We start from the raw sequence: 22811 nt of genomic DNA, 5'->3' as shown, positions 1-22811 counted from the left end.
GCAGAGCGACCGAGGCACCGCCGGATCCGGCGGTGCCTGCGGCGCGGGGCGACCATGTGCCGCCGGTCCGGCGCCGGGCGTGCGGTGCCGGGGTTCACGGCCGGGCGACTCAGGCGCCGCGGCCACGGCGTTCCTCGCTGCGTTTTCCTCGCAGTACGAACATCTTCGGTCCCGGACCGCGTCCGGTGGGCGCGAGAGCGGGGCCGGACGGGCGCGTCTCAACGGATGCCGGTGCCGCGCGGGCCTTGCGCCACGGCGGAGCACCGCGAACCACGGTCGGCGTGCGGCGCGGGGCACCGACCGTGCCCCCTCACCGCGCGCCCCTCGCACCTGGTCGCGGGGCCGGACGAGCGCGCGTCGACGGGGCCGGTGCGGTGCGAGGCGTACGCCGGGGCCGCCGTAGGCGCCACGCGCGGCGTGGGGCGCTCCGCGCATGTCCCGCATGGAGCGGGTGTCGGCGCCGGCGCGAGGCTGAACACTGGACGGCCGCCGGCACCGGCCCCGTGTCGGGCACTGGACGGCCGCCGGCACCGGCCCCATGCCGGGCACTGGACAGGCGCCGGCACCGGCCCCATGCCGGGCACTGGACAGGCGCCGGCACCGGCCCCATGCCGGGCACTGGACAGGCGCCGGCACGGGCCCCATGCCGGGCACTGGACGGGCGCCGGCACGGGCCCCATGCCGGGCACTGGGCGGCCCCGGCGCCCAGCCAGATCCGTGCCGGCCGGTGTCTGTGGCATGACGGAGGGGCGGCCACCCGGTGGTGGCCGCCCCTCTTCGCGTCGGTGCCGCTGCGCGCGGCGTCAGTGGCCCTGTTCGTCCCGGCGGCGCTGCCAGCGCTGCTCGATCCGGTCCATGACGGAGCGCTTCGGCCGCGCCTGGCGGACGGCCGGCGGCTGTTCGCCCGGCTTCGGGGCCTTGCGCCAACCGGTGACGGCGAGCACGGCACAGCCGAGCATGACGAGGAAGCCCACCACACTGATCCAGATCAGCTGGGCGACCATTCCGGCCATGAGGAGCGCGATACCGACGAGGAAGCCCGCGACCGCCTGGTAGACCCGCCGCCGGGTGTACGTCCGCAGCCCGTTTCCCTCAAGCGCTGACGCGAACTTCGGATCTTCGGCGTACAGCGCTCGCTCCATCTGCTCGAGCATGCGCTGCTCGTGCTCCGAGAGCGGCACGGAGTCCTCCTCATCGTGCAGTCGCCGGGGCGACCCGGGGGGTCCCTTCAGGATAGGCAGGGAATCGCCCCCGTGAAACCCGCCCCTCTACGCCAATTGGCCAACCGGAGTCCGTCATGGCTGTCCCGGCCCACTGAGGCTGTCATTCCCCAGCGGCCGACCTGTCATGCCGGGCGGTGTACCTCGATCATACGGCGCAAACCCCTCGTTCGGGGGGCTTGTGGCGTACTCCATGCGCCGCCGAGGGCCTGATCAGCGGCGGTCACGGCGGTGCCGGTCAGGCCCGCGCGGCGCCCGCCGTCTCCCCGAGTACGTGCAACTGGGTGGCGACGGAGTGGAACGCGGGCAGCTCGGCCGCGGCGGCCTCCAGCCTCAGCAGCGCGTCGAGCGCGCCGGGCTCGGTGTCGACGAGGACGCCGGGCACGAGGTCGGCGAAGACCCGCACCCCGTGCACCGCGCCGACGCGCAGCCCGGCACTCTCCACGAGCCCGGTGAGCTGCTGGGCGGTGAAGCGGCGGGGCATCGGGTCGCCCTCGCCCCAGCGGCCGTCGGGGTCCTGGAGTGCCTGCTGGGCCTCGGTGAAGTGACCGGCGAGGGCGCGGGCGAGCACGGCGCCGCCGAGTCCGGCGGCGAGGAGGCTGAGGACGCCCTCGGGGCGCAGCGCGGCGACCGCGTTGCGCAGGCCCTCGGCCGGGTCGTCCACGTACTCCAGGACGCCGTGGCACAGGACGGCGTCGTAGCCGCCGCGCTCGACGACGTCGAACAGGCCGTGGGCGTCGCCCTGGACGCCCCGGACCCGGTCGGCCACCTCGGCCTCGGCGGCGCGGCGTTCCAGTGCGAACAGCGCGTTGGGGCTCGGGTCGACCACGGTGACCCGGTGGCCGAGGCGGGCGAGGGGGACGGCGAACTTGCCGCTGCCGCCTCCGGTGTCGAGGACGTCCAGCGCGTCCCGGCCGGTGGCCTTGACCCGGCGGTCGAGGGCCTCTTCGAGGACGTCCCAGACCACGGCGGTACGGGCGGAGGCGCGGGGACGAGGAGGGTCGGAGCGCAGCGGCGTCGTGTGCGGGTGATGGGGGGAGACGGGCGGGCGCATCGGGTCCGACACGGCAGTTGACTCCTCGGCAGGGCGAACGCTTCAGGCGACCTCCACCCTATTGCCTCCGCACCGTCCCTGGTCACCGCGGGAACCTCCGCCCCACCCGTCGCACCGACGACCGGCCGACGGCCACCGGGCGGCCCCCCGGCAGCCCCCGGCGACCGACCGGCGGCCCTCGGCGGGGCGGTGGTGACGGCAGGAGCGGCGGGACCGGCAGGCACAGCGGGGCGGCGGGACCATGGCGGTCAGCCCGTGGGCGGGAGGCCGTCCGCCCCGCCCGGGGTCCCCGTGCCGTCCGGGCCCGTGTCCGTGCCGGTGTCGCGGCGCGGTGCGGGGAGGACCGGCTGGAGGACGAGCATCCGCTCCACGATGCGGAGGAACATACCGACGTCACGCACCAGGTCGTCGGCGTCCCGCCGGTCGGCGGCGCCCTGGATGCCCGCCTCGGCGCGGGCGCGGCGCGCGGCACCGGAGGCGAACAGCGCGCTCCACTCGGCCAGTTCCGGCGCGACCTCGGGGAGCACCTCCCAGGCGGGACGGATGCGGGCCCGGCGGCGCGAGGAGGTCTCGGGGCGGCCGCGGGCGGCGAGCACGGCCGCGGCGGTGCGCAGCGCGGCGAGGTGGGCCGTCGCGTAGCGCTCGTTCGGCGTGTCCAGGACGGTGGCCTCGTCCAGTCCGGCACGGGCCTGGGCGAGCAGGTCGAGGGCGGCGGGCGGGGCCGTGGCCCGGCGGAGCACGGGGTGTACGTCGCTCGCGGGGCCGGTCAGTGAGGGGGCAGGGCCGGCGGCGCGGCGCCGACGGGCGGCGGCTGCGGACGGGTGGGCCATGACGAACCTCCTGTCGTCTGGGTGACGGCACGTATGCCGTATGTACCCATCGTGAGGTCTGCCACTGACAATCCGTTCTGACCTGGCCTTTTGCCTCGACCGCGCGTTCGGGCGTATTTTGCACTGACCAGTCAGTGCAATTCTATCGGGCAGGGGGGCGCGTGGACGGCACGGACAGCGCGGCCGGCGCGGACGTCAGGGCCGAAGGCCTCGGGCTCGAGGGGCCGCGGGGGTGGGCCTTCCGCGGCGTCGGCGTCGACGCGGAGCCCGGCTCGCTGATCGCGATCGAGGGACCGTCCGGCTCCGGCCGCACGTGTCTGCTCCTCGCGCTCACGGGACGGATGAAGCCCACCGAGGGTGTGGCCGCTGTCGGCGGTTTCAAACTTCCCCGGCACATGGCGGCCCTGCGCCGCGTCACCGCGGTGGCCAACGTGCCCGGCGTGACGGACCCGGAACCGGCCCTGACCGTGGGCGAACACCTGCGGGAGCGGTCCCTGCTCCAGCACCGGTTCGGCGACTCCCTGCGCGGACTGCTGCACCCCCGGGTCCGCCGCGCGCACGAGGCGCGGCTGCGCGTCGACGCGGCCCTGGCCGCCGCGGGGCTCGACCTGGAGAGCCTGCCCAAAGGGTCCCGCACGGCCGTCCGCGACCTGGAGCGGCTGGAGGAGCTGCGGCTGTCCGTCGCCCTGGCGCTGATCGGCCGGCCCCGGCTGCTGGGCGTGGACGACGTGGACCTGAAACTCTCGGACGCCGAGCGCGCCGAGGCGTGGGACCTGCTGCGGTCCCTCGCGCGCGCGGGAACGACGGTCCTGGCGGTCTGCCGTACCGCTCCCGGGGACTGCGTGTCCCTCTCCACCGCGCGCGACGACGGCACCGGCGAGGAGACGCCCGGCACGGACGCGGAGACGCCCGGCACGGACCGCGACGACAACGGTGACGACAACGGCGCCGGAAGCGGTGACGACGACGGCCCGCAGGACGGACCCGAGGACGCGAAGGAGGAGAGCGATGCGCTCACCGAGGCTCGCCGCGCTTGAGCTGAGGCGCTTCGGGCGCGGCAGGCTGCCGCGCGCCGCCCTGGTCGCGCTGCTGGTGCTGCCCCTGCTCTACGGCGCGCTCTACCTGTGGTCCTTCTGGGACCCGTACGGCCGTCTGGACCGCATCCCGGTGGCCCTGGTGAACGACGACAAGGGCGCCGCGGCGGCCGGGAAGCGGATCACCGCCGGTGACGACATCGTCGACGGGCTGCGCGACAGCCGGACCTTCGAGTGGCACGAGGTGAGCGCCGAGGAGGCCCACTCCGGTGTGGAGGACGGCAGGTACTACCTGTCGCTGACCATGCCCGCCGACTTCAGCCGGCGCATCGCCTCCAGTTCGGGCGACTCCCCGGAGACCGGCGCCCTCCAGGTGCGCACCAACGACGCCAACAACTACATCGTCGGCCAGATCTCCCGCACGGTCTTCAGCGAGGTCCGCTCGGCGGCGTCCAAGAAGGCGTCCCGGGGCTTCCTGGACAAGATCTTCGTCTCCTTCTCCGACATCCACGACAAGACGGTCACGGCCGCCAAGGGCGCCGACAAGCTGAACACCGGCATCGGGAAGGCGGAGAAGGGCGCCAAGGACCTCGCCGACGGGCTGCGGACCGCCAAGGACGGCAGCGGCAAGCTGGCCAAGGGGCTGAAGAAGCTCGACTCGGGCTCCGGCGACCTCCAGGACGGCTCGCGGCAGGTCGCCGACGGCACCCGGCAGCTCGCCGACCGGGTCGACGGGGTCTACGCCGACGCCGGACCGTTCCTCAGGGACAACGAGAAGACGATCGGCGACACGGCCCGGCTGGTCTCCGACTCGGCCAGGACGGTCAAGGACAACCTCGACGTCCTGGTGAAGCTCGCGCCGGGTACCGCCCGGACCGCGCACGCGTCCTCGGCCCTCATCGACGAGGTCTACAAGGCACGCTGCGAGAGCGCGACCGTCCCCGATCCGGCCTGCGCCGACCTGAAGCGGGTCAAGCGCGCCGCCGCCGAGGTGGCCACCGTCGCCGACGACCTCCAGACGCTCATCGCGGACCAGGACGGCGACCTGAAGACGATGCGGGACAACCTCGACACCCTCCGCAAGCAGGCCGACGCCCTCGCCGCGCGCGCCCCGCACCTCTCCGAGGACGTCCGGGACGCCGTCAAGAAGATCGACAAGCTGAACACCGGCGCGCAGCGGGTCGCCGCCGGCGCGGAGAAGCTGCACACCGCGCTCGGCACCGCGCACACCGGCGCCGACGCGCTCGACCGGGGCATCGGCACGGCGAGGACGGGCGCCGAGACCCTCGACGGCGGCCTGTACAAGCTGTCCGACGGTTCCGACAAGCTGGCCGGCGGACTGCACTCGGGCGCGAAGAAGATCCCCGACTACGACAAGCGGGACCGCGACCGGCGCACCGGGGTGATGGCCGACCCGGTCCAGCTGGCCTCCCACGACCTGCACCAGGCGCCGAACTACGGCACCGGCTTCGCCCCGTACTTCATCCCGCTGTCCCTGTGGGTGGGCGCGATGGTGGCCTACATGCTGATCGCGCCGCTCAACCGGCGGGCCCTCGCGGCCGGCGCCTCCGCCTGGCGGATCGCGTTCGCGGGCTGGCTGCCGGTGGTCGCCGTGGGCGTGCTCCAGGTGGCCGCGCTGATGGCCGTACTGCACTGGGGGATCGGGCTCCAGATGTTCCGGGCGGCCGGCACGATCGGCTTCCTGTGCCTGGTCACGGCCTGTTTCGCGGCGATCGTGCAGTGGCTGAACGCCCAGTTCGGCGCGGCGGGGCGGATCCTGGTGCTGGCGCTGCTGATGCTCCAGCTGACCTCGGCGGGCGGCACCTATCCGGTGCAGACCAGTCCGGGCTTCTTCAACGCCATCCACCCGTTCCTGCCGATGAGCTACATCGTGGAGGCGCTGCGCCGGCTGATCACGGGCGGCGGCCCGGGCCCGGTGTGGCAGGCGTGCGCCGTGCTCACCGCGTTCACCGCGGGCGCCCTGGCGCTGACCGCCCTCGCGGCCCGGCGCCGGCAGGTGTGGACGCTGGACCGGCTGCACCCGGAGCTGAGCCTGTGATCGCCGGCGGGCACGGGCAGGCGCGCGCACCTGTGAGAATCGGGGCCATGGAAAGCAGCAGCGCCAGGTCCGGTGGTGGCACGCGCCGTGAGGCCACCCGCCAGAAGCTCTACGAGGCGGCCGTCACCCTCATCGCCGAGCAGGGGTTCTCCGCGACCACGGTGGACGAGATCGCCGAGCGGGCCGGGGTCGCCAAGGGCACGGTCTACTACAACTTCGCGAGCAAGTCCGTCCTCTTCGAGGAGCTGCTGCGGCACGGCGTGGGCCTGCTCACGGCCTCCCTGAAGGAGGCGGCCGAGCGGACCGCGGCCGAGGGCGGCGGCAAGGTGGACGCGCTGGACGCCATGATCCGCGCGGGCCTGGTCTTCATCGACCGCTACCCGGCCTTCACCCAGCTGTACGTGGCCGAGCTGTGGCGCACCAACCGGGCCTGGCAGTCCACGCTCATGGTGGTGCGCCAGGAGGCCGTCGCGGTGGTGGAGGGCGTGCTGCGCGAGGCCGTCGCCGCCGGGGAGCTCAGCGAGGAGATCGACGTGCAGCTGACGGCCGCGGCGCTGGTCGGCATGGTGCTGGTGGCCGCGCTGGACTGGAAGTCCTTCCAGCCGGAGCGTTCCCTGGACGATGTGCACGCGGCCCTGTCCCGGCTGCTCCAGGGCCGGGTCAGCGGCAGGGTCTGAAGGCCCCTCACGGGCGCACGAGCAAGGCGCCGGTCCGCGGACGGACCGGCGCCTTCCTCCTCCCCGTGCTCCCCCGCTGTTCCCCCGTACTTCCTTTCCGGACTCCCCCGTACAGCGTGTTCCCGTACGGTTCCCCGTGCGGACCCCCGTGGTGGTCTTCCCGGGACCCCCTGTCTCGCTCCCGCCGACGGATCGATGGAAGGAGCGGCCGGCGGACGCGCACCGTTCCGCCGCCCCGTGCCGGCGGTGCCGGGCCGCGTCCCCTGCCGTGGGCACCACTCTGCCCCGCCGCGGGCCCGCCTCCCATCCGCGCGCGTACTCATCCGGTGGTCTGAGTACGTGTACTCATCCGGGTGCGCGGACCCGGGACACCGGGCCGCCCGCCTGGCTACCATCGCCTGCGTGTCCGTACTCCCCCTGGTGTTCACGAGCGGTTGGGCCAGTGGCGTCAACGCCTACGCGGTGGTGCTGCTGCTCGGCCTGTTCGGCGCGACCGGCCTGAGCGACGACGTCCCGCAGACCCTCCAGAACCCCTCGGTGCTGGTCGTGGCGGGCGTGCTCTTCCTGTGCGAGGCCGTCGCGGACAAGATCCCGTACGTCGACTCGGTGTGGGACTCCGTGCACACGGTGGTCAGGCCGGCCGCCGGCGCCTGGGTCGGCGCACTGCTCGCCGGCCACAGCGGCTCGCTGCCGGACGTGGCGGCGGCCCTGCTCGGCGGGTCGACGGCGCTGGCCAGCCACACCGTCAAGGCCGGCACCCGGATGGCGGTCAACACCTCCCCGGAGCCGTTCAGCAACATCGCGCTGAGCCTCGCGGAGGATCTGGGGGTCGGCGGCATCGTCGCGTTCGCGCTGTTCCATCCCTGGGCGGCGGCCACCGTCGCGGCCGTCCTGCTGGCCGGCGGGCTGGCGCTCCTGGTCTTCCTCGTCTCGCGCATCCGGCGCTTCCTGCGCGGCCGGGCCCGGCGGCGCGCGGAGCGGCGGCCGGTGGTCCGGGCCCCCTGACCGCCCCCGCGGCCTCCCGGCGGCCGGAATGTCGGTGGTGGTCGATAAAGTCGCGGTCATGGCACGGATTGCGGTGATCGGCGCCGGGATGGGCGCGATGGCGGCTGCCGCCCGGCTGGCCGTCGCGGGCCACCGGGTGACGGTGTACGAACGGACGGAGACGTACGGCGGCGCGGTGCGCCGGTTCGAGCGGGACGGGTTCGGCTTCGACACCGGCCCGGGCCTGCTGACGCTGCCCGCCGTCTACCGCGACCTGTTCGTCAAGACCGGCAAGGAGCCGCTGGAGGACTGCGTCGAGCTGGTCCAGGTCGACCCGTCGGCGCGGCACGTCTTCGCGGACGGCACCACGGTGTCCCTGCCGAACGCCTCCCGCGCGGGTGTCGTCGCCGCGCTGGACGAGGCGCTGGGCGCGGGGGCGGGCGGGCGCTGGGGTGATTTCCTGGTGCGGGCCCGCGAGGCCTGGGACCGCACGCGCCGGCCGCTGCTGGAGGAGCCGCTGTGGCCGGACTGGCGGGTGCTGGCCGCGAAGGAGCCGTATCCGGCGGTGCCGCACCGGCGGCTGCTGCGCACGCGGACGGCGCGCACGGTGGCCGACATCGGCCGGTGGGAGCTGGGTGACGACCGCCTGGCTGACCTCCTGGACAGCCAGGTGCTCGCGTACGGCCTCGATCCCCGCACCGTCCCGGCGAGCGCGGCCGTGCTGCCGTACATGGAGCACGCCTTCGGCACCTGGTACGTGCGCGGCGGCATCCGGGAGCTGGCGCGCGCGGTGCACGAGCGGTGCGTGCGGCGGCGGGTGGAGTTCCGCTTCGGCGCCGAGGTGACCCGGATCCTGGAGCGGGACGGCCGGGCGGCGGGCGTGGAGCTGGCGGACGGCACCCGGGCCGACGCCGACCACGTCGTGGCGGACGTGGACCCGGCGCGGCTGCGGGCCCTGACGGAGCGTCCGCCGGACATCGCCGGTGACGTGGGCGCGGAGCCGCTCGCCGCCCCGTACGCCCGGTTCTCCCTGCTGCTCGCGCTGCGCGGCGCGCCGGAACCCGGCACCGCGCACCGCACGGTCGTCCACCCCGCGGCCCCCGAGTCGGAGCTGGACTTCCTGGTCTCGCCCGGCGGCGACGTGCCCCCGCCGCCCACGGTGACCGTGCTGCGCCCCGACGACCCCGCGCTGCGGCCCGACGACGGGTACGAGTCCGTGGTGCTGTCCGCGGTGGTGTCGCCCGAGGCCCCCTGGGAGGAGGAGGCCACGGTGCGGCGGTACACCGAGCTGCTCCTCGACGCGGCCGGACGCGCGATACCCGGTCTGCGCGAGCGCCTGCTGTGGCACGAGGTCCGGGGGCCCGGACACGTCGGGGAGGAGACGGGTGCCGCTACGGTGCCCGCGCCCGCGCTCGCCGCCGGCCAGGGGCGTTTCCTGCGCCCGGGGAACACCACGCGCCTGCCCGGCCTGTACCGGGTCGGTGGCTGGTCCCACCCGGGCGGCGGCCTCGCGCACGCCGGCATGTCGGGGGCGCTGGTGGCGGGGCTGGTCGTGGAGGGCCCTGACTTCCGCGGCTCCCGGTGACCTGCGCGGGGTGACCGGCGGGTGAGCGGGCCGTGGTGCCACGGCCCGCCGGCTCAGAAGCGGTACTGCTCGTCGTACCCGGCGCCGGGCTGCGGCTGCTGGGCGCCCGCCTGGTGCGGGTAGGGCTGCTCCTGCGGGAGCTCACCGCCGTACGTCTCGTCGGTGCGCTGCTGCGGCACCCACACCCCGCCGGCCGGGGTCTCGCCGTAGCCGCCGCCGGGGTACGGGTCGGGGGCGTAAGCCTGCTGGCCGTACTGCTGGGAGTAGTCCGTGCCGTAGGACGGGTCGGCGTAGGGCTGGCTGCCGATGTACGGGTCGGAGTAGTTGGCGTAGGCCTGTTGGCCCGCGCCGTCGTAGCCGTAGCCCTGCTGGCCGTAGCCCGAGTAGTCGTAGGCGTAGCCCGGCTGGGCGGCGGTCTGCGGCTGGGCGGTGTCCGCGTGGGCGGGGCCGCCGTAGACACCGTAGTTGCCGGTGTCGTCGGGGAGGGGCTGCGGCGCGTAGACCCCGCCGGTCCCGGCGGCGGTGGGCTCGGCGGGCCGGGAGGGAGGCGGGGTGAAGACGTCGTCGCGGTCGTAGTCGTCGTAGTCACCGGCGGCCCGGCCGTGCGCGTCGTGGGCGTCGTGGGCGTCGTGCTCCCGGTCCCGGTCGTCGGCGGGGCCGGCGACCGGCCCGTCGGTGCCCTGCGGGTCGGCCTCGTGCCGGTCCGCCCGGCCGCGGCGGCGCTTGCTGTTGGTGCCGGCCTCCGGGCCGGGGCGCTTGACCGCCCAGCCCGAGGCGAAGCCGCGGCGGAACGACAGCGTGACGTAGGTCTGGCCGACCGCGAAGGCGATCGCGCCGAGCCCGATCACGACGACGGACGGGATCAGCACACCGAGCACGACGCCGACGAAGCCGGCGAAGGCGAGGAGCCGCCAGCGCAGGCGTGCCTTGTATTGCAGCAGTACCTCGCCGAGCAGCCACAGTGCGACGCCGCCGAACGCGATGTAGAGGACCGTCCAGCCCATGTACGCCCCTCTCCCAGTGGCCGTTCCGCAGTGTGACGTACGGCGGTGCGACCGGTCTAGGCCTGCGGGGGGTGGTGCAGGCCCAGGTTCTCGTAGATTTCCAGGGTCGCCGTGGAGTTGTTGAGCGTGATGAAGTGCAGTCCGGGCACTCCCTCGGCCAGCAGCCGTGCGCAGAACTCCGTGGCGAAGTCGATACCGATGGAGCGTACCGCCGCCGGATCGTCCTTCGCTGTGAGGATCCGCTCTTTCAGGGCATTCGGGAAAATCGCGTTGCTGAGACCGGGCAACCGTTCCAGCATCCTCACACTGGTGACGGGCAGGACCTCGGGGATCACGGGGGTGTCGCAGCCCGCCGCCACCACCCGGTCGCGCAGCCGCAGGTAGGACTCGGGCTGGAAGAACATCTGTGTGATGGCGTAGTCGGCGCCCGCGCGGCACTTGTCCACGAAGTGCGCGACGTCGGTGTCCCAGTCCACGGAGCGCGGATGCATCTCCGGGAACGCGGCGACGCCCACGCAGAAGTCGCCCGACTCCTTGATGAGCCGGACGAGTTCGGCGGCGTAGGTCAGGCCGCGGGGGTGCGGCACCCAGTCGCCCATGGGGTCGCCGGGCGGGTCGCCGCGCACGGCGAGCATGTTGCGGATGCCGGCGTCGGCGTACTGGCCGATGATGTTGCGCAGTTCGGCGACGGAGTGGTCGACGGCGGTGAGGTGGGCGACCGGGGTCAGCGTGGTGTCGGCGACGATCTGCTGGGTCTCCCTGACCGTGCCCGCGCGGGTGGAACCGCCGGCGCCGTAGGTCACGGAGACGAAGTCGGGGGCGACCGCCTCGACCCGCCGCAGCGCGCTCCACAGGTTCCGCTCGCCCTTGGGGGTCTTCGGCGCCGAGAACTCGAACGAGTAGACCGTCTTGCCGGTGGCGATCATGTCCCGCACGGTACGTGCGCGGTCGGTGCGGGTGGACGCGGTTCCGAGGGCCATACCCGCAGGTTAACCAGGGGTGGGCGGTCCCCCAACCGGTCAGCGGGTATTCGTCTGAAATATCCGCCTCCTGTCCAGCAGGTGGACAGCCCACGGCCACCGGACCGGAGGACGGGCACCGGACCCCGCCACCGGTCCCCGGGCTAGCGGACCTCGCGCAGCCGCTCGGCGAACTCGGCGGCGGCGGCCTTCGGGTCGCTCGCCTCGGTGAGGGCGCGGACCACGACGACCCGGCGGGCGCCCGCCTCCAGCACCTGGTCCAGGTTGGTGAGGTCGATGCCGCCGATGGCGAACCACGGGCGGTCGGTGGCCAGGGCGGCCGTGTGGCGGACCAGGTCCAGGCCGGGGGCGTGCCGGTCGGGCTTGGTGGGGGTGGGCCAGCAGGGGCCGGTGCAGAAGTAGTCCACGCCCGGCTGGGACGCCGCGGCGGTCGCCTCGGCCGGGGAGTGCGTGGAGCGGCCGATCAGCACGCCGTCGCCGAGGATCGCGCGGGCGGCCGGGACCGGCAGATCGCCCTGCCCGAGGTGCAGCACGTCCGCGCGGGCGGCGTGGGCGACGTCCGCGCGGTCGTTGACCGCGAGGAGCCTGCCGTGCCGGGCGCAGGCGTCGGCGAGGACCCGGAGGTGTTCCAGCTCCTCGGCGGCCTCCATGCCCTTGTCGCGCAGCTGCACGACGTCGACGCCGCCGGCCAGGACCGCGTCGAGGAACTCCGGCAGGTCGCCCTGGCGCCTGCGGGCGTCCGTGCACAGGTACAGCCGGGCGTCGGCGAGCGCCGCGCGGGCGGTGTCGGACATGGGTGGGTCCCCCCGTGGTCGGTGTGGACGGCGGTCCGGGTGGCGTGCGGGCGGGCCCGCGACGCCACCCCCGGTGCGGGCCGCCTCAGACGGCGAGCGCCTGGGCGCGGCGCTTCACCTCCGTGCCGCGATTCTCGCTCAGGGCCTGCGCGGGCGTGCCGGGCAGGGTCGGGTCAGGGGTGAAGAGCCACTCGATCATCTCTTCGTCGGTGAAGCCGTCGTCCCGCAGGAGCGTCAGGGTTCCGGTCAGGCCCTTGGTGATCTTGTCCCCGTCGATGAAGGCGGCGGGGACGTACAGCGCCCTGTTCTCACCTCGGCGTACGGCGATGAACTGGCCGTCCTTCACCATCTGCCGGACACGCGTCACCTCGACACCGAACATCTCGGCGATGTCGGGCAGGGTGAGCCAGGCGGGGACGAGAGCTTCGATCTTTGCGTCAATCTCGGTCACAGGACAAGCCTGCCATCCCCCACCGACAGTCGGAAGCCGGGTGGGTCCACCTGGGAGGACGCGCCGGGCCGGTCAGTCGGCGCCGGCGTCCTTCAGGGGGCGGCCCGGGTCGGCCAGGGCCCGGGCGTCCATCCGCCGGCCCGCCTCGATCAGCCGGCGGCCCTGCGCCAGGTCCCGCGGGCGGCCGACCGCCAGCACGGCCACCAGGCGGTCCTCGCGCAGCCAGCACACCGTCCACGCCGGTCCCGCCGGGTCACCGCGCCGGACCATGCGGTCGGCGGCGGCGTGGTGGCCGGCGTGCTGCACGAACCGGCCGAACTGCTCGGACCAGAAGTAGGGCACCGGGTCGTAGGTCTCCGGGGTCTCGCCGAGGTGGCCGGCGGCGAGGATGTTCGCGGCGACCGTGCGCGGGCCCTGGAGGGCGTTGTCCCAGTGGTGGACGAGCAGCCGTTCACCGTAGCGGGCGGAGGGGAAGGAGGCGCAGTCGCCGACGGCGTACACGTCCGGCAGGGAGGTGCGCAGGTGGGCGTCGGCGAGGACCTCGCCGTGCGCGCCCAGCTCGATGCCGGAGCCGGCCAGCCAGCCGGTGGCGGGGCGGGCGCCGATGCCGACGACGACGGCGCCGGCGGGCAGCCGGGTGCCGTCGGCGAGCACCACCGCGCCGGGCTCGACGCGCTCCACGCGCGCGTCGGTGCGCAGGTCGACGCCCGCGTCGGCGTACCAGGCGGCCATCGGCGCGGCGACCTCGGCGGGCAGGGCGCCGGCCAGCGGCCGGTCCGCGGCCTCGACGACGGTGACGGCGCACCCCGCCTCACGGGCGGCGGTGGCGAACTCGGCGCCGATCCAGCCGGCGCCGACGACCACGACGTCGTCCTGCCGGGCGAGGACGGGCCGCAGCCGTTCGGCGTCGTCCAGGGTGCGCAGCAGGTGCACGCCGGGCAGGCCCTGGGTGCCGGGCAGGGTGACCGGTTCGGCGCCGGTGGCGAGGACCAGGACGTCGTAGGGCACCGGGCCGGCGGCGGTGTCCAGTTCGTGGTCGGCGGGGCGCAGGCCGCGCACCTCGCGGCCCAGGCGCAGTTCGACGCCGAGGGAGGCGAAGTCCACGTCGAAGGCGGAGCCCTCCACCTTGCCGAGCAGCACCGCCTTCGACAGCGGCGGCCGGTCGTACGGCTGGTGGGCCTCGGCGCCGAGGACGGTCACCGTGCCCTTGAAGCCCTGTTCCCGCAGGGCGACCGCGGTCTGGACCCCGGCCATGCCCGCGCCGACGACCACCACGCGCGGTTCCCGCGGCGTGCCCTCTCCCACTGTCTGCTCGCTCACCCGGTCACCATAGTCACTGACGTTCCGTCAGTCAGGGGGCGGGCTCGGTGACCTGTTCCACAACGCTGGTGCCGGAGCCGGGGCGGGACTCCCACTCCCAGGTCTCCTCCAGCCGCAGCCGCCCGTCGGGCAGCTCCACGACCGTGGACACGCAGTGCCCGGAGGCGGTCGTCCCGTCGGTCCTCAGCTGCACGTACCGAAAGTCCAGGCGGTCGCCCTCGCGGGTGCCGACCAGGTGGCCGCGCACGACGTCGCCGCCCGCGTAGTCGGCCCAGACGGCGCCGTCGTCCTCGTGGTAGGCGAACCGGGTGCGGGTGCCCACCTGACCCGGCGCCTGGTCGGAGACGGGGGCGAGGAACAGTCCGTCGAGCGAGCGGGTCACGGCCGAGGGCTCCCTTACGGGGGTCGAGCGGGCGGGCTAGGGTGGCCACCGTACAAGCACTCGCGGGAGCCCGGACGCACCGGGCTGAGAGGGAGGCTCGCGGCCTCCGACCGTACGAACCTGATCCGGGTCATGCCGGCGAAGGGAGGGGCTGGACGCCCATGTCGTCACGTACGTCAGACGTCCTCGTCATCGGGGGCGGGATCATCGGCCTGGTCACGGCCTGGCGGGTCGCGCAGCGCGGCCTCTCCGCGGCCGTGGTGGACCCCGAACCGGGGGGCGGGGCCGCCGGGGTGGCGGCCGGGATGCTGGCCGCGGTCACCGAACTGCACTACGGCGAGGAAATGTTGCTCGCCCTCAACCTGGAGTCGGCCCGCCGCTACCCGGAGTTCGTGGCCGAGCTGACCGAGCTGACCGGTCTCGGCACCGGCTACCGGCGCTGCGGCACCCTGGCCGTCGCCCTCGACGCCGACGACCGCGCCCACCTGCGGGACCTGCACGCGTTGCAGCGGCGGTCGGGGCTCGCCTCGGAGTGGCTGTCCGGGCGGGAGTGCCGGCGCCTGGAGCCGATGCTGGCGCCCGGGGTGCGCGGCGGCCTGCGAGTGGACGGCGACCACCAGGTCGACCCGCGGCGGCTGGCGGCGGCCCTGGTGGCGGCGTGCGAGCGGGCCGGCGTGGTGTTCCATCGCGCGTGGGCCGAACGGCTGGACGTGGTGGGGGGCCGGGCCGCCGGGGTGACCACGGCGGACGGGACCGGGCTGGGCGCCGGCCGGGTGGTCCTCGCGGCGGGGAGCCTGAGCGGGCGGCTCGCGGGCGTGCCGGAGGAGCTGCGGCCGCCGGTCCGGCCGGTCAAGGGGCAGGTGCTGCGGCTGACCGTGCCGCCCCGATTCGCCCCGTTCCTCAGCCGTACCGTGCGGGCGGTGGTGCGCGGCAGCCAGGTCTACCTGGTGCCCCGGGAGAACGGCGAGCTGGTCGTCGGCGCCACCAGCGAGGAGCTGGGCTGGGACACCACGGTCACGGCGGGCGGCGTGTACGAGCTGCTGCGCGACGCCCACGAGCTGGTCCCCGGCATCACCGAGCTGCCGCTCACCGAGACCCGGGCCGGGCTGCGGCCCGCCTCCCCCGACAACGCGCCGCTGCTCGGCCCGTCGGGCCTGGACGGGCTGCTGCTCGCCACCGGGCACCACCGCAACGGGGTGCTGCTCACGCCGGTGACCGGGGACGTGCTGGCGCACACCCTGGTCACCGGGGAGCTTCCCCCCGAGGCACGTCCGTTCACCCCGCGGCGGTTCGCCGCCGCACCCGTGGAACAGCTGGAGCAGCCCGCATGAGCGCTTGCGTCACCATCTCCGTCAACGGCGAACCCCGCCGCGTCGACCCGGGCACCGCGCTGGACGCCCTGGTGGAGTCCCTCACCGCGGCGCCGCGCGGGGTGGCCGCCGCCGTCAACGAGACCGTCGTCCCGCGCACGCGGTGGGCGGCGACCGCCCTCGCCGAGGGCGACCGGGTCGAGGTCCTCACCGCCGTGCAGGGGGGCTGAGCGATGGCCGACGACCCCCTGGTCCTCGGTGGGCTGACCCTGTCGTCCCGGCTGATCATGGGCACCGGCGGGGCGCCCAGCCTGGACGTGCTGGAGCGTTCGCTGGTCGCCTCCGGCACGGAGCTGACCACGGTCGCGATGCGCCGGGTGGACCCGGCCGCGCACGGCTCGGTGCTGTCCGTGCTGGAGCGGCTCGGCATCCGGGTGCTGCCGAACACGGCGGGCTGCTTCACCGCCGGGGAGGCCGTGCTGACCGCCCGGCTGGCCCGGGAGGCGCTGGGCACGGACCTGGTCAAGCTGGAGGTCATCGCCGACGAGCGAACCCTCCTGCCGGACCCGGTGGAGCTGCTGGAGGCCGCGGAGACGCTGGTCGACGACGGGTTCACGGTGCTGCCGTACACCAACGACGATCCGGTCCTCGCGCGGAAGCTGGAGGACACCGGCTGCGCGGCGGTGATGCCGCTGGGCTCGCCGATCGGGTCGGGACTGGGCATCCGCAACCCGCACAACTTCCAGCTGATCGTGGAGCACGCGCGTGTGCCGGTGATCCTGGACGCGGGGGCCGGCACGGCGTCCGACGCGGCCCTCGCGATGGAGCTGGGCTGCGCCGGGGTGATGCTGGCGTCCGCGGTGACCCGGGCGCAGGAGCCGGAGCTGATGGCCGCGGCGATGAAGCACGCCGTGGAGGCGGGCCGGCTGGCGCGGCGGGCGGGGCGGATCCCGCGACGCCACTTCGCGGAGGCCTCCTCCCCGGCCGCCGGCCTCGCCCGTCTGGACCCCGAGCGGCCCGCCTTCTGAGGCGGCCGACCGGGTGACGGTCACAGCTCTGCTGCATTCCGCCGCCCGGGGCACCGGGGCCGGGAACGGCGCCGGTGGGTCCTCGTAGACTCCTTCGCGTGGATACGACCCTTCAGGACCCCCTCGTCGGCCGGCTGCTCGACGGCCGCTACCGCGTCGACGCGCGGGTCGCGGCCGGCGGGATGGCCACGGTCTACCGGGCCCTGGACACCCGCCTGGACCGCGTCCTCGCGCTGAAGGTGATGCACCCGTCGCTCGCGGTGGACGGGTCCTTCGTGGACCGGTTCATCCGGGAGGCGAAGTCCGTCGCCCGGCTGGACCACCCGAACGTGGTGCAGGTCTTCGACCAGGGCACGGACGGGTCGTACGTGTACCTGGCGATGGAGTACGTCGCCGGTTGCACCCTGCGGGACGTGCTGCGCGAGCGGGGCGCGGTGCAGCCGCGGGCCGCGCTGGACGTGCTGGAGCCGGTGCTGGCCGCGCTCGGCGCCGCGCACCTGGCCGGGTTCGTGCACCGGGACATGAAGCCGGAGAACGTGCTGATAGGGGACGACGGCCGGGTCAAGGTGGCCGACTTCGGGCTGGTGCGCTCCGTGGACACGGTGACCAGCACGACGGGCGCCGTCCTCGGGACCGTCTCCTATCTCGCCCCCGAGCAGATCGAGCAGGGCACCGCCGACCCGCGCGTCGACGTGTACGCGTGCGGTGTGGTCCTGTACGAGATGCTGACGGGCGGCAAGCCGCACGCCGGCGGCTCCCCGGCGCAGGTGCTCTACCGGCACATCCACGAGGACGTGCCGCCGCCCTCGGCGTTGGTGCCCGGGCTGCCGGACCGGCTGGACGAGCTGGTGGCGTCGGCCACCGCGCGCGACCCCGGCCTCCGGCCGCCCGACGCCGTGGCGCTGCTGCTCCGGGTGCGCGAGGCCCGCGAGGCGCTGACCGACGAGCAGTTGGACGCGCTGCCGCCGCAGGCGCTGACCGCGGAGCACGACAACGCCGACGACCGCACGAGCGTGATACCGCGGTCGCCGACCGTGCCCCGGCCGCGGCCCGTCGACGGGGACGCGCCCGCCGAGGTGACCGGCCGCACCGCCCGCTTCGCGAGTCCGCCGCCGCCTGCCCGTCGGCGCCTGGCACGGCCCCTCCTGGCACGACCCCGCCGCACGGTGGTGGCGGCCGTCGCGGCGGTGCTGGTGATGCTCGGCGTGGGCGCCGGGGTCTGGTACATCAACTCCGGCCAGTTCACCGAGGTCCCGCCGCTGGTGACGAAGACCGAGCCGCAGGCCAGGGCGCGGCTGAAGGAGGCCGGGCTCGACGTGGGGCGGGTCGGGCACGCGTACAGCGACACGGTCCGGCGGGACACGGTCATCAGCAGCGATCCGGCGTCCGGTGCCCGCGTCCGGGACCACGACGCGGTGTCGCTGACCGTGTCGCTGGGCCCGAGGACGGTGAAGGTGCCGGACGTGGCGGGCCGGCCGCTGGCGAAGGCGCAGGCGCGGCTGAAGGCGGACGGCCTGGAGCCGGGCATGGTCACCCGCGCGTTCAGCGACGACGTGCCGAAGGGCTCGGTGATCGGTACGACGCCGGACGCGGGCACCGAGCGGCATGCCGGGTCGGCGATCGCGCTGACCGTCAGCAAGGGCAGCCCCGTCGACGTACCGGACGTCACCGGGGAGGACGTGGACGACGCCCGGCAGGAGCTGACGGACGCGGGGCTGGCCGTGCGGATCGCCACCGCGCGGATCGACTCCTCGTACGACAAGGGCCAGGTGGCCGCGCAGAGCCCGCGGGACGGGAGGCGGGCCGCCGAGGGCGACACCGTGACGCTGACGCTGTCCAGGGGCCCTGAGATGATCAAGGTGCCGGACGTGGTCGGGGACAGCGTGGACGACGCGCACGACGCGCTGGAGGCCGCCGGCTTCGAGGTCGACGACGACCGCGGGCTGCTCGGGCTGTTCGGGGACACCGTGAAGAAGCAGTCGGTGGCCGGCGGCGACAGGGCGCCCAAGGGGGCGACGATCACGATCACCATCCGGTGAGCGGGGTCACCGCGGACCGCGGTCCGGACGCCGGGCCGGACATGACACCCTGAACGGGTGAGTCCCGATCCGTCGCCCCTCCTCCCCCGCAACCCGGTCGGCAGCCATGTCCCCGTGGCCGGCGGCCTGCACTCGGTGGGCCTGTCCTACGCCCGTGAGCTGAAGGCCGAGGCCGTGCAGGTCTTCGTCGCCAACCCGCGCGGCTGGGCCACGCCCGCCGGGAACCCGCGGCAGGACGAGGCGTTCCGCGCGGCGTGCGCCGAGGAGTCGGTACCGGCGTACGTGCACGCCCCCTACCTGATCAACTTCGGCTCGCACACCGGGGCGACGGTGGAGCGGTCGGTGGAGTCGCTGCGGCACTCGCTGCGGCGCGGCCGGGAGATCGGCGCGCTGGGCGTGGTGGTGCACACCGGCAGCGCCACCGGCGGGCGGACCCGCGAGGTGGCGCTGAAGCAGGTGCGCGAGCACCTGCTGCCGCTGCTGGACGAGCTGACCCACGACGACGACCCGTTCCTGCTGCTGGAGTCGACGGCCGGGCAGGGCGCCTCGCTGTGCTCGCGGACCTGGGACTTCGGGCCGTACTTCCAGGCGCTGGACGCGCACCCGAAGCTGGGTGTGTGCCTGGACACCTGCCACGTCTTCGCCGCGGGGCACGACCTGTCCGAGCCGGGCGGTGCCCACCGGACGCTGGACCTGCTGGTGGACACGGTCGGTGAGGGCCGGCTGAAGCTGATCCACGCCAACGACTCCAAGGACGTGGCGGGCGCCCGCAAGGACCGGCACGAGCGCATCGGTGCCGGCCACATCGGCGAGGACCCGTTCCGCGCCCTGATGACCCACCCGGCGACGGCGGGCGTCCCCCTGGTCATCGAGACACCGGGCGACCGGGAGGGCCACGCGGCGGACGTGGAGCGGCTGAAGCAGCTCCGCGACTCCCCGTTCGGCGGTACGGCCTAGCCGTATGCCGGGCGGGTCATAGTTCGGGGCCGTCGCCGGGCTCCTCCTGGTAGGAGTAGCGCTGCTCCTGCCAGGGGTCCCCGATGTTGTGGTAGCCGCGCTCCTCCCAGAAGCCGCGGCGGTCTGCCGTCATGTACTCCACGCCCCGGACCCACTTGGGCCCCTTCCAGGCGTACAGGTGCGGCACGATCAGGCGGACCGGGAAGCCGTGCTCGGCGGTGAGCAGCTCGCCGTCCTTGTGGGTGGCGAAGATCGCGCGGTCGGAGGCGAAGTCCGCGAGGCGCAGGTTCGAGCTGAAGCCGTACTCCGCCCAGACCATCACGTGGGTGACGTCCGGCGCCGGCGGCGCGAGGTCCAGGATCGTGCGGGCCGGGATGCCGCCCCACTCCGCGCCGGTCATGCTGAACTTCGTCACGCAGTGCAGGTCGGCGACCACGGTGGTGTACGGCAGCGCCGTGAACTCCTCGTGGTCCCAGGTGTGCTTGTCGCCGTCGGCGGTGGCGCCGAAGATCCGGAACTCCCAGCGCTCGGGCCGGAACTTGGGCACCGGCCCGTAGTGCGTGACCGGCCAGCCGCGCTGGAGCCGCTGACCCGGCGGAAGCTCGGAACGTGCCGCTGCCCCAGACTCTCGCTCCACCGGATGACCCATGTATCCATCCTGACAGACCTCGGGCGATGCCCTTGACCACCTGTCCACCGACCGAACATCTACGACGAACCCGACAACTCAGTACGTACTCACTAAGTACGCACTTACTGGACGATCTTCGTCCGCGATGCAATCATGCCGCCGCACACACCCCCGTCCCCCGCGTGGAAGGAGCCGCCGCGATGCAGGGCGACCCCGAGGTCATCGAGTTCCTCAACGAGCAGCTCACCGGCGAGCTGACCGCCATCAACCAGTACTTCCTGCACGCGAAGATGCAGGAGAACTTCGGCTGGACGAAGCTCGCCAAGTACACGCGGCACGAGTCGTTCGACGAGATGAAGCACGCCGAGGTGCTCACCGACCGCATCCTGTTCCTGGAGGGGCTGCCCAACTACCAGCGGCTGTTCCACGTCCGGGTGGGGCAGACGGTCCGGGAGATGTTCGAGGCCGACCGGCAGGTCGAGGCGGAGGCCGTCGACCGGCTGAGGCGGGGCATCAGGGTGATGCGCGAGAAGGACGACGTCACGTCGGCGAACATCTTCGAGGCCATCCTCGCCGACGAGGAGCACCACATCGACTACCTGGACACCCAGCTGGAGCTGCTGGAGAAACTCGGCGAGGCCCTCTACCTCGCCCAGGTGATCGAGCAGCCGGAGAGCTGAGCCGGGCGGGGTCAGGCCGCGTCGGCGATGCGCGCGGTGTCCGCGAGGGCCGGCCGGGCCCGGTCGGCCCTCGCGGGGCGCGGGGTGGCGCCCCGGCCGAGGATGGCCTGGATGCGGCGGACACAGGAGCCGCAGTCGGTGCCGGCCTTGCAGGCGGACGCGACCTGGCGCGGGGTGCAGGCGCCGTCCTCCGCGTGCCGCTGGACCTGCGCCTCGGTGATGCCGAAGCAGCTGCACACGTACACGCGGTTCACCTCCCGACGGGGTCGCTGTCGTCCTGCCACCCCGTTCCCGGTGAGGCAAACCTAACCTTACCCACACCGCGGGAGCCGTGACAGGGGGAGGGGCGCGGATCGCATGTGATCCGCGCCCCAGAGGTCAGTGCCGCCCGGTCACTGGTCCCGGTACATCTCGGCCACGAGGAACGCCAGGTCCAACGACTGGCTGCGGTTCAGCCGCGGGTCGCAGGCCGTCTCGTAGCGCTGGTGCAGGTCGTCGACGAAGATCTCGTCGCCGCCGCCCACGCACTCGGTGACGTCGTCGCCGGTCAGCTCCACGTGGATGCCGCCCGGGTGGGTGCCGAGGGCCTTGTGGACCTCGAAGAAGCCCTTGACCTCGTCGAGCACGTCGTCGAAGCGGCGGGTCTTGTGCCCGGAGGCCGCCTCGAAGGTGTTGCCGTGCATCGGGTCGGTCACCCAGGCCACCGTCGCACCGGACGCCGAGACCTTCTCCAGCAGCTCGGGGAGGCGGTCGCGGATCTTGTCGGCGCCCATGCGGACGATGAAGGTCAGCCGGCCCGGCTCCCGCTCGGGGTCGAGGCGGTCGATGTAGCGCAGCGCCTCCTCGGCCGTGGTGGTCGGGCCGAGCTTGATGCCGATCGGGTTGCGGATCCGCGAGGCGAACTCGATGTGCGCGCCGTCCAGCTGCCGGGTGCGCTCACCGATCCACACCATGTGCCCGGAGACGTCGTACAGCTTGCCGGTGCGGGAGTCGACCCGGGTCAGGGCGGACTCGTAGTCCAGCAGCAGCGCCTCGTGCGAGGCGAAGAACTCGACGGTCTTGAACTCCTCCGGGTCCGTGCCGCAGGCCCGCATGAAGTTCAGCGCGTTGTCGATCTCCCGCGCGAGCTGCTCGTAGCGCTGGCCCGACGGCGAGGTCCGCACGAAGTCCTGGTTCCAGGCGTGCACCTGGCGCAGGTCCGCGTAGCCGCCCGTGGTGAACGCGCGGACCAGGTTGAGCGTGGAGGCCGAGGCGTTGTACATGCGCTTCAGCCGCTCGGGGTCCGGGATCCGGGACTCGGGGGTGAAGTCGAAGCCGTTGACGGAGTCGCCCCGGTACACCGGGAGGGTGACGCCGTCACGGGTCTCGGTCGGCTTCGAACGGGGCTTGGAGTACTGCCCCGCGATACGGCCGACCTTCACCACCGGCACGGAGGCCGCGTAGGTGAGGACGGCACCCATCTGGAGGAGCGTCTTCAGCTTGTTGCGGATGTGGTCGGCCGACACGCCGTCGAAGGCCTCGGCGCAGTCGCCGCCCTGGAGGAGGAACGCCTCTCCCTTGGCGACGGCCGCCATCCGGGCGCGCAGCTGGTCGCACTCGCCCGCGAAGACGAGCGGCGGATACGACTCGAGGTCCGCGATCGCTGCGCGCAGGGCCTCGGCGTCGGGGTACTCGGGCTGCTGCGCCGCGGGCAGGTCTCGCCAGGTGTTGCCAGCGCTCGGGCTGGTCTTAGCGTTCACGGTCACCCCACAAACACTACGGGGTCGTGTCGAATCATTTTGCCCTGGCTCGA

23 protein-coding genes and 1 riboswitch are annotated in these 22811 nt (G+C 74.0%); of the genes, 11 read left to right on the top strand and 12 right to left on the bottom strand.

Annotation, left to right across the window (positions count from 1 at the left end; all coding sequences use genetic code 11):
* Window positions 1-803: 803 nt before the first annotated feature.
* The 3 genes from ACIQVT_RS08200 to ACIQVT_RS08190 form a co-directional block, all read right to left on the bottom strand.
* Complete coding sequence (locus ACIQVT_RS08200) at window positions 804-1181, bottom strand: DUF3040 domain-containing protein (RefSeq protein WP_403749297.1); 378 nt, start codon at window positions 1179-1181, stop codon at window positions 804-806.
* Window positions 1182-1458: 277 nt separating this feature from the next.
* Window positions 1459-2286, bottom strand: a complete 828-nt coding sequence (locus ACIQVT_RS08195; protein ID WP_403749295.1) for a methyltransferase — start codon at window positions 2284-2286, stop codon at window positions 1459-1461.
* 236 nt (window positions 2287-2522) lie between these two features.
* The gene (locus ACIQVT_RS08190) at window positions 2523-3104 is read right to left on the bottom strand and encodes an SAV_6107 family HEPN domain-containing protein (protein WP_403749292.1); all 582 of its coding nucleotides are present in this window, start codon (window positions 3102-3104) and stop codon (window positions 2523-2525) included.
* Window positions 3105-3265: 161 nt separating this feature from the next.
* Between ACIQVT_RS08190 and ACIQVT_RS08185 the strand changes: the two genes are divergently transcribed.
* The 5 genes from ACIQVT_RS08185 (at window position 3266) to ACIQVT_RS08165 (ending at window position 9443) form a co-directional block, all read left to right on the top strand.
* Entirely contained in the window at window positions 3266-4141 is an 876-nt protein-coding gene (locus ACIQVT_RS08185) for an ATP-binding cassette domain-containing protein (RefSeq protein ID WP_403749289.1), read from the top strand.
* On the top strand, window positions 4113-6197 hold the full coding sequence (locus tag ACIQVT_RS08180) for a YhgE/Pip family protein (RefSeq protein WP_403749286.1): 2085 nt from the start codon (window positions 4113-4115) through the stop codon (window positions 6195-6197). The genes ACIQVT_RS08185 and ACIQVT_RS08180 overlap by 29 nt, the downstream gene beginning before the upstream one ends.
* A gap of 47 nt (window positions 6198-6244) precedes the next feature.
* The gene (locus tag ACIQVT_RS08175) at window positions 6245-6874 is read left to right on the top strand and encodes a TetR/AcrR family transcriptional regulator (RefSeq protein WP_403749283.1); all 630 of its coding nucleotides are present in this window, start codon (window positions 6245-6247) and stop codon (window positions 6872-6874) included.
* 402 nt (window positions 6875-7276) lie between these two features.
* On the top strand, window positions 7277-7879 hold the full coding sequence (locus ACIQVT_RS08170) for a DUF4126 domain-containing protein (RefSeq protein WP_403749280.1): 603 nt from the start codon (window positions 7277-7279) through the stop codon (window positions 7877-7879).
* Window positions 7880-7937: 58 nt separating this feature from the next.
* A complete protein-coding gene (locus tag ACIQVT_RS08165) occupies window positions 7938-9443 on the top strand; it encodes a phytoene desaturase family protein (protein WP_403749278.1) in 1506 nt (501 codons plus the stop codon).
* Between the two features lie 53 nt (window positions 9444-9496).
* Here the strand turns inward: ACIQVT_RS08165 and ACIQVT_RS08160 are convergent, their stop codons facing one another.
* From ACIQVT_RS08160 to ACIQVT_RS08135, 6 genes are all read right to left on the bottom strand, one after another.
* Entirely contained in the window at window positions 9497-10447 is a 951-nt protein-coding gene (locus ACIQVT_RS08160) for a hypothetical protein (protein WP_403749275.1), read from the bottom strand.
* Window positions 10448-10503: 56 nt separating this feature from the next.
* Window positions 10504-11427 (bottom strand): methylenetetrahydrofolate reductase [NAD(P)H], encoded by a 924-nt coding sequence (gene metF, locus ACIQVT_RS08155; protein WP_403749273.1) that lies wholly within the window; start codon window positions 11425-11427, stop codon window positions 10504-10506.
* Window positions 11428-11570: 143 nt separating this feature from the next.
* On the bottom strand, window positions 11571-12221 hold the full coding sequence (thiE, locus tag ACIQVT_RS08150) for a thiamine phosphate synthase (RefSeq protein ID WP_403749271.1): 651 nt from the start codon (window positions 12219-12221) through the stop codon (window positions 11571-11573).
* An 85-nt stretch (window positions 12222-12306) separates the two neighbouring features.
* On the bottom strand, window positions 12307-12672 hold the full coding sequence (locus ACIQVT_RS08145) for an Rv2175c family DNA-binding protein (RefSeq protein ID WP_403749268.1): 366 nt from the start codon (window positions 12670-12672) through the stop codon (window positions 12307-12309).
* Between the two features lie 72 nt (window positions 12673-12744).
* The gene (locus ACIQVT_RS08140; protein ID WP_403749266.1) at window positions 12745-13992 is read right to left on the bottom strand and encodes an NAD(P)/FAD-dependent oxidoreductase; all 1248 of its coding nucleotides are present in this window, start codon (window positions 13990-13992) and stop codon (window positions 12745-12747) included.
* Window positions 13993-14023: 31 nt separating this feature from the next.
* Window positions 14024-14374: a hypothetical protein gene (locus ACIQVT_RS08135; protein ID WP_403749264.1), complete on the bottom strand. Its 351-nt coding sequence runs from the start codon at window positions 14372-14374 to the stop codon at window positions 14024-14026.
* 52 nt (window positions 14375-14426) lie between these two features.
* Window positions 14427-14538: riboswitch (TPP riboswitch) on the top strand.
* Between ACIQVT_RS08135 and thiO the strand changes: the two genes are divergently transcribed.
* From thiO to ACIQVT_RS08110, 5 genes are all read left to right on the top strand, one after another.
* Window positions 14536-15705 (top strand): glycine oxidase ThiO, encoded by a 1170-nt coding sequence (thiO, locus tag ACIQVT_RS08130; protein WP_403749263.1) that lies wholly within the window; start codon window positions 14536-14538, stop codon window positions 15703-15705. Its footprint overlaps the riboswitch before it by 3 nt.
* Complete coding sequence (gene thiS / locus ACIQVT_RS08125) at window positions 15702-15914, top strand: sulfur carrier protein ThiS (RefSeq protein ID WP_403749261.1); 213 nt, start codon at window positions 15702-15704, stop codon at window positions 15912-15914. The genes thiO and thiS overlap by 4 nt, the downstream gene beginning before the upstream one ends.
* Window positions 15915-15917: 3 nt before the next feature.
* The gene (locus ACIQVT_RS08120) at window positions 15918-16712 is read left to right on the top strand and encodes a thiazole synthase (RefSeq protein WP_403749259.1); all 795 of its coding nucleotides are present in this window, start codon (window positions 15918-15920) and stop codon (window positions 16710-16712) included.
* A 98-nt stretch (window positions 16713-16810) separates the two neighbouring features.
* Window positions 16811-18751 (top strand): Stk1 family PASTA domain-containing Ser/Thr kinase, encoded by a 1941-nt coding sequence (pknB, locus tag ACIQVT_RS08115; protein ID WP_403749257.1) that lies wholly within the window; start codon window positions 16811-16813, stop codon window positions 18749-18751.
* 57 nt (window positions 18752-18808) lie between these two features.
* Window positions 18809-19708, top strand: coding sequence for a deoxyribonuclease IV (locus ACIQVT_RS08110; RefSeq protein ID WP_403749255.1), 900 nt, complete (start codon window positions 18809-18811; stop codon window positions 19706-19708).
* Between the two features lie 16 nt (window positions 19709-19724).
* On the opposite strand, the gene ACIQVT_RS08105 is transcribed toward ACIQVT_RS08110, so the two are convergent.
* Window positions 19725-20357, bottom strand: a complete 633-nt coding sequence (locus tag ACIQVT_RS08105; RefSeq protein ID WP_403749254.1) for a sulfite oxidase-like oxidoreductase — start codon at window positions 20355-20357, stop codon at window positions 19725-19727.
* A gap of 182 nt (window positions 20358-20539) precedes the next feature.
* On the opposite strand from ACIQVT_RS08105, the gene bfr reads away from it, so the two are divergent.
* Complete coding sequence (gene bfr / locus ACIQVT_RS08100) at window positions 20540-21019, top strand: bacterioferritin (RefSeq protein WP_403749252.1); 480 nt, start codon at window positions 20540-20542, stop codon at window positions 21017-21019.
* Window positions 21020-21030: 11 nt separating this feature from the next.
* Here the strand turns inward: bfr and ACIQVT_RS08095 are convergent, their stop codons facing one another.
* Both ACIQVT_RS08095 and ACIQVT_RS08090 read right to left on the bottom strand, forming a co-directional pair.
* The gene (locus ACIQVT_RS08095; protein ID WP_403749249.1) at window positions 21031-21273 is read right to left on the bottom strand and encodes a bacterioferritin-associated ferredoxin; all 243 of its coding nucleotides are present in this window, start codon (window positions 21271-21273) and stop codon (window positions 21031-21033) included.
* Between the two features lie 138 nt (window positions 21274-21411).
* Entirely contained in the window at window positions 21412-22764 is a 1353-nt protein-coding gene (locus ACIQVT_RS08090; RefSeq protein ID WP_403749246.1) for a class II 3-deoxy-7-phosphoheptulonate synthase, read from the bottom strand.
* Window positions 22765-22811 lie beyond the last annotated feature (47 nt).

Origin of the sequence: Streptomyces sp. NPDC100445 (genome assembly GCF_044759735.1) — a bacterium.
In the GTDB taxonomy this organism is placed as follows: Bacteria; Actinomycetota; Actinomycetes; order Streptomycetales; family Streptomycetaceae; genus Streptomyces.
Note: the sequence above shows the minus strand (reverse complement) of the source record. Positions and strands in the feature narration are given on the sequence as shown.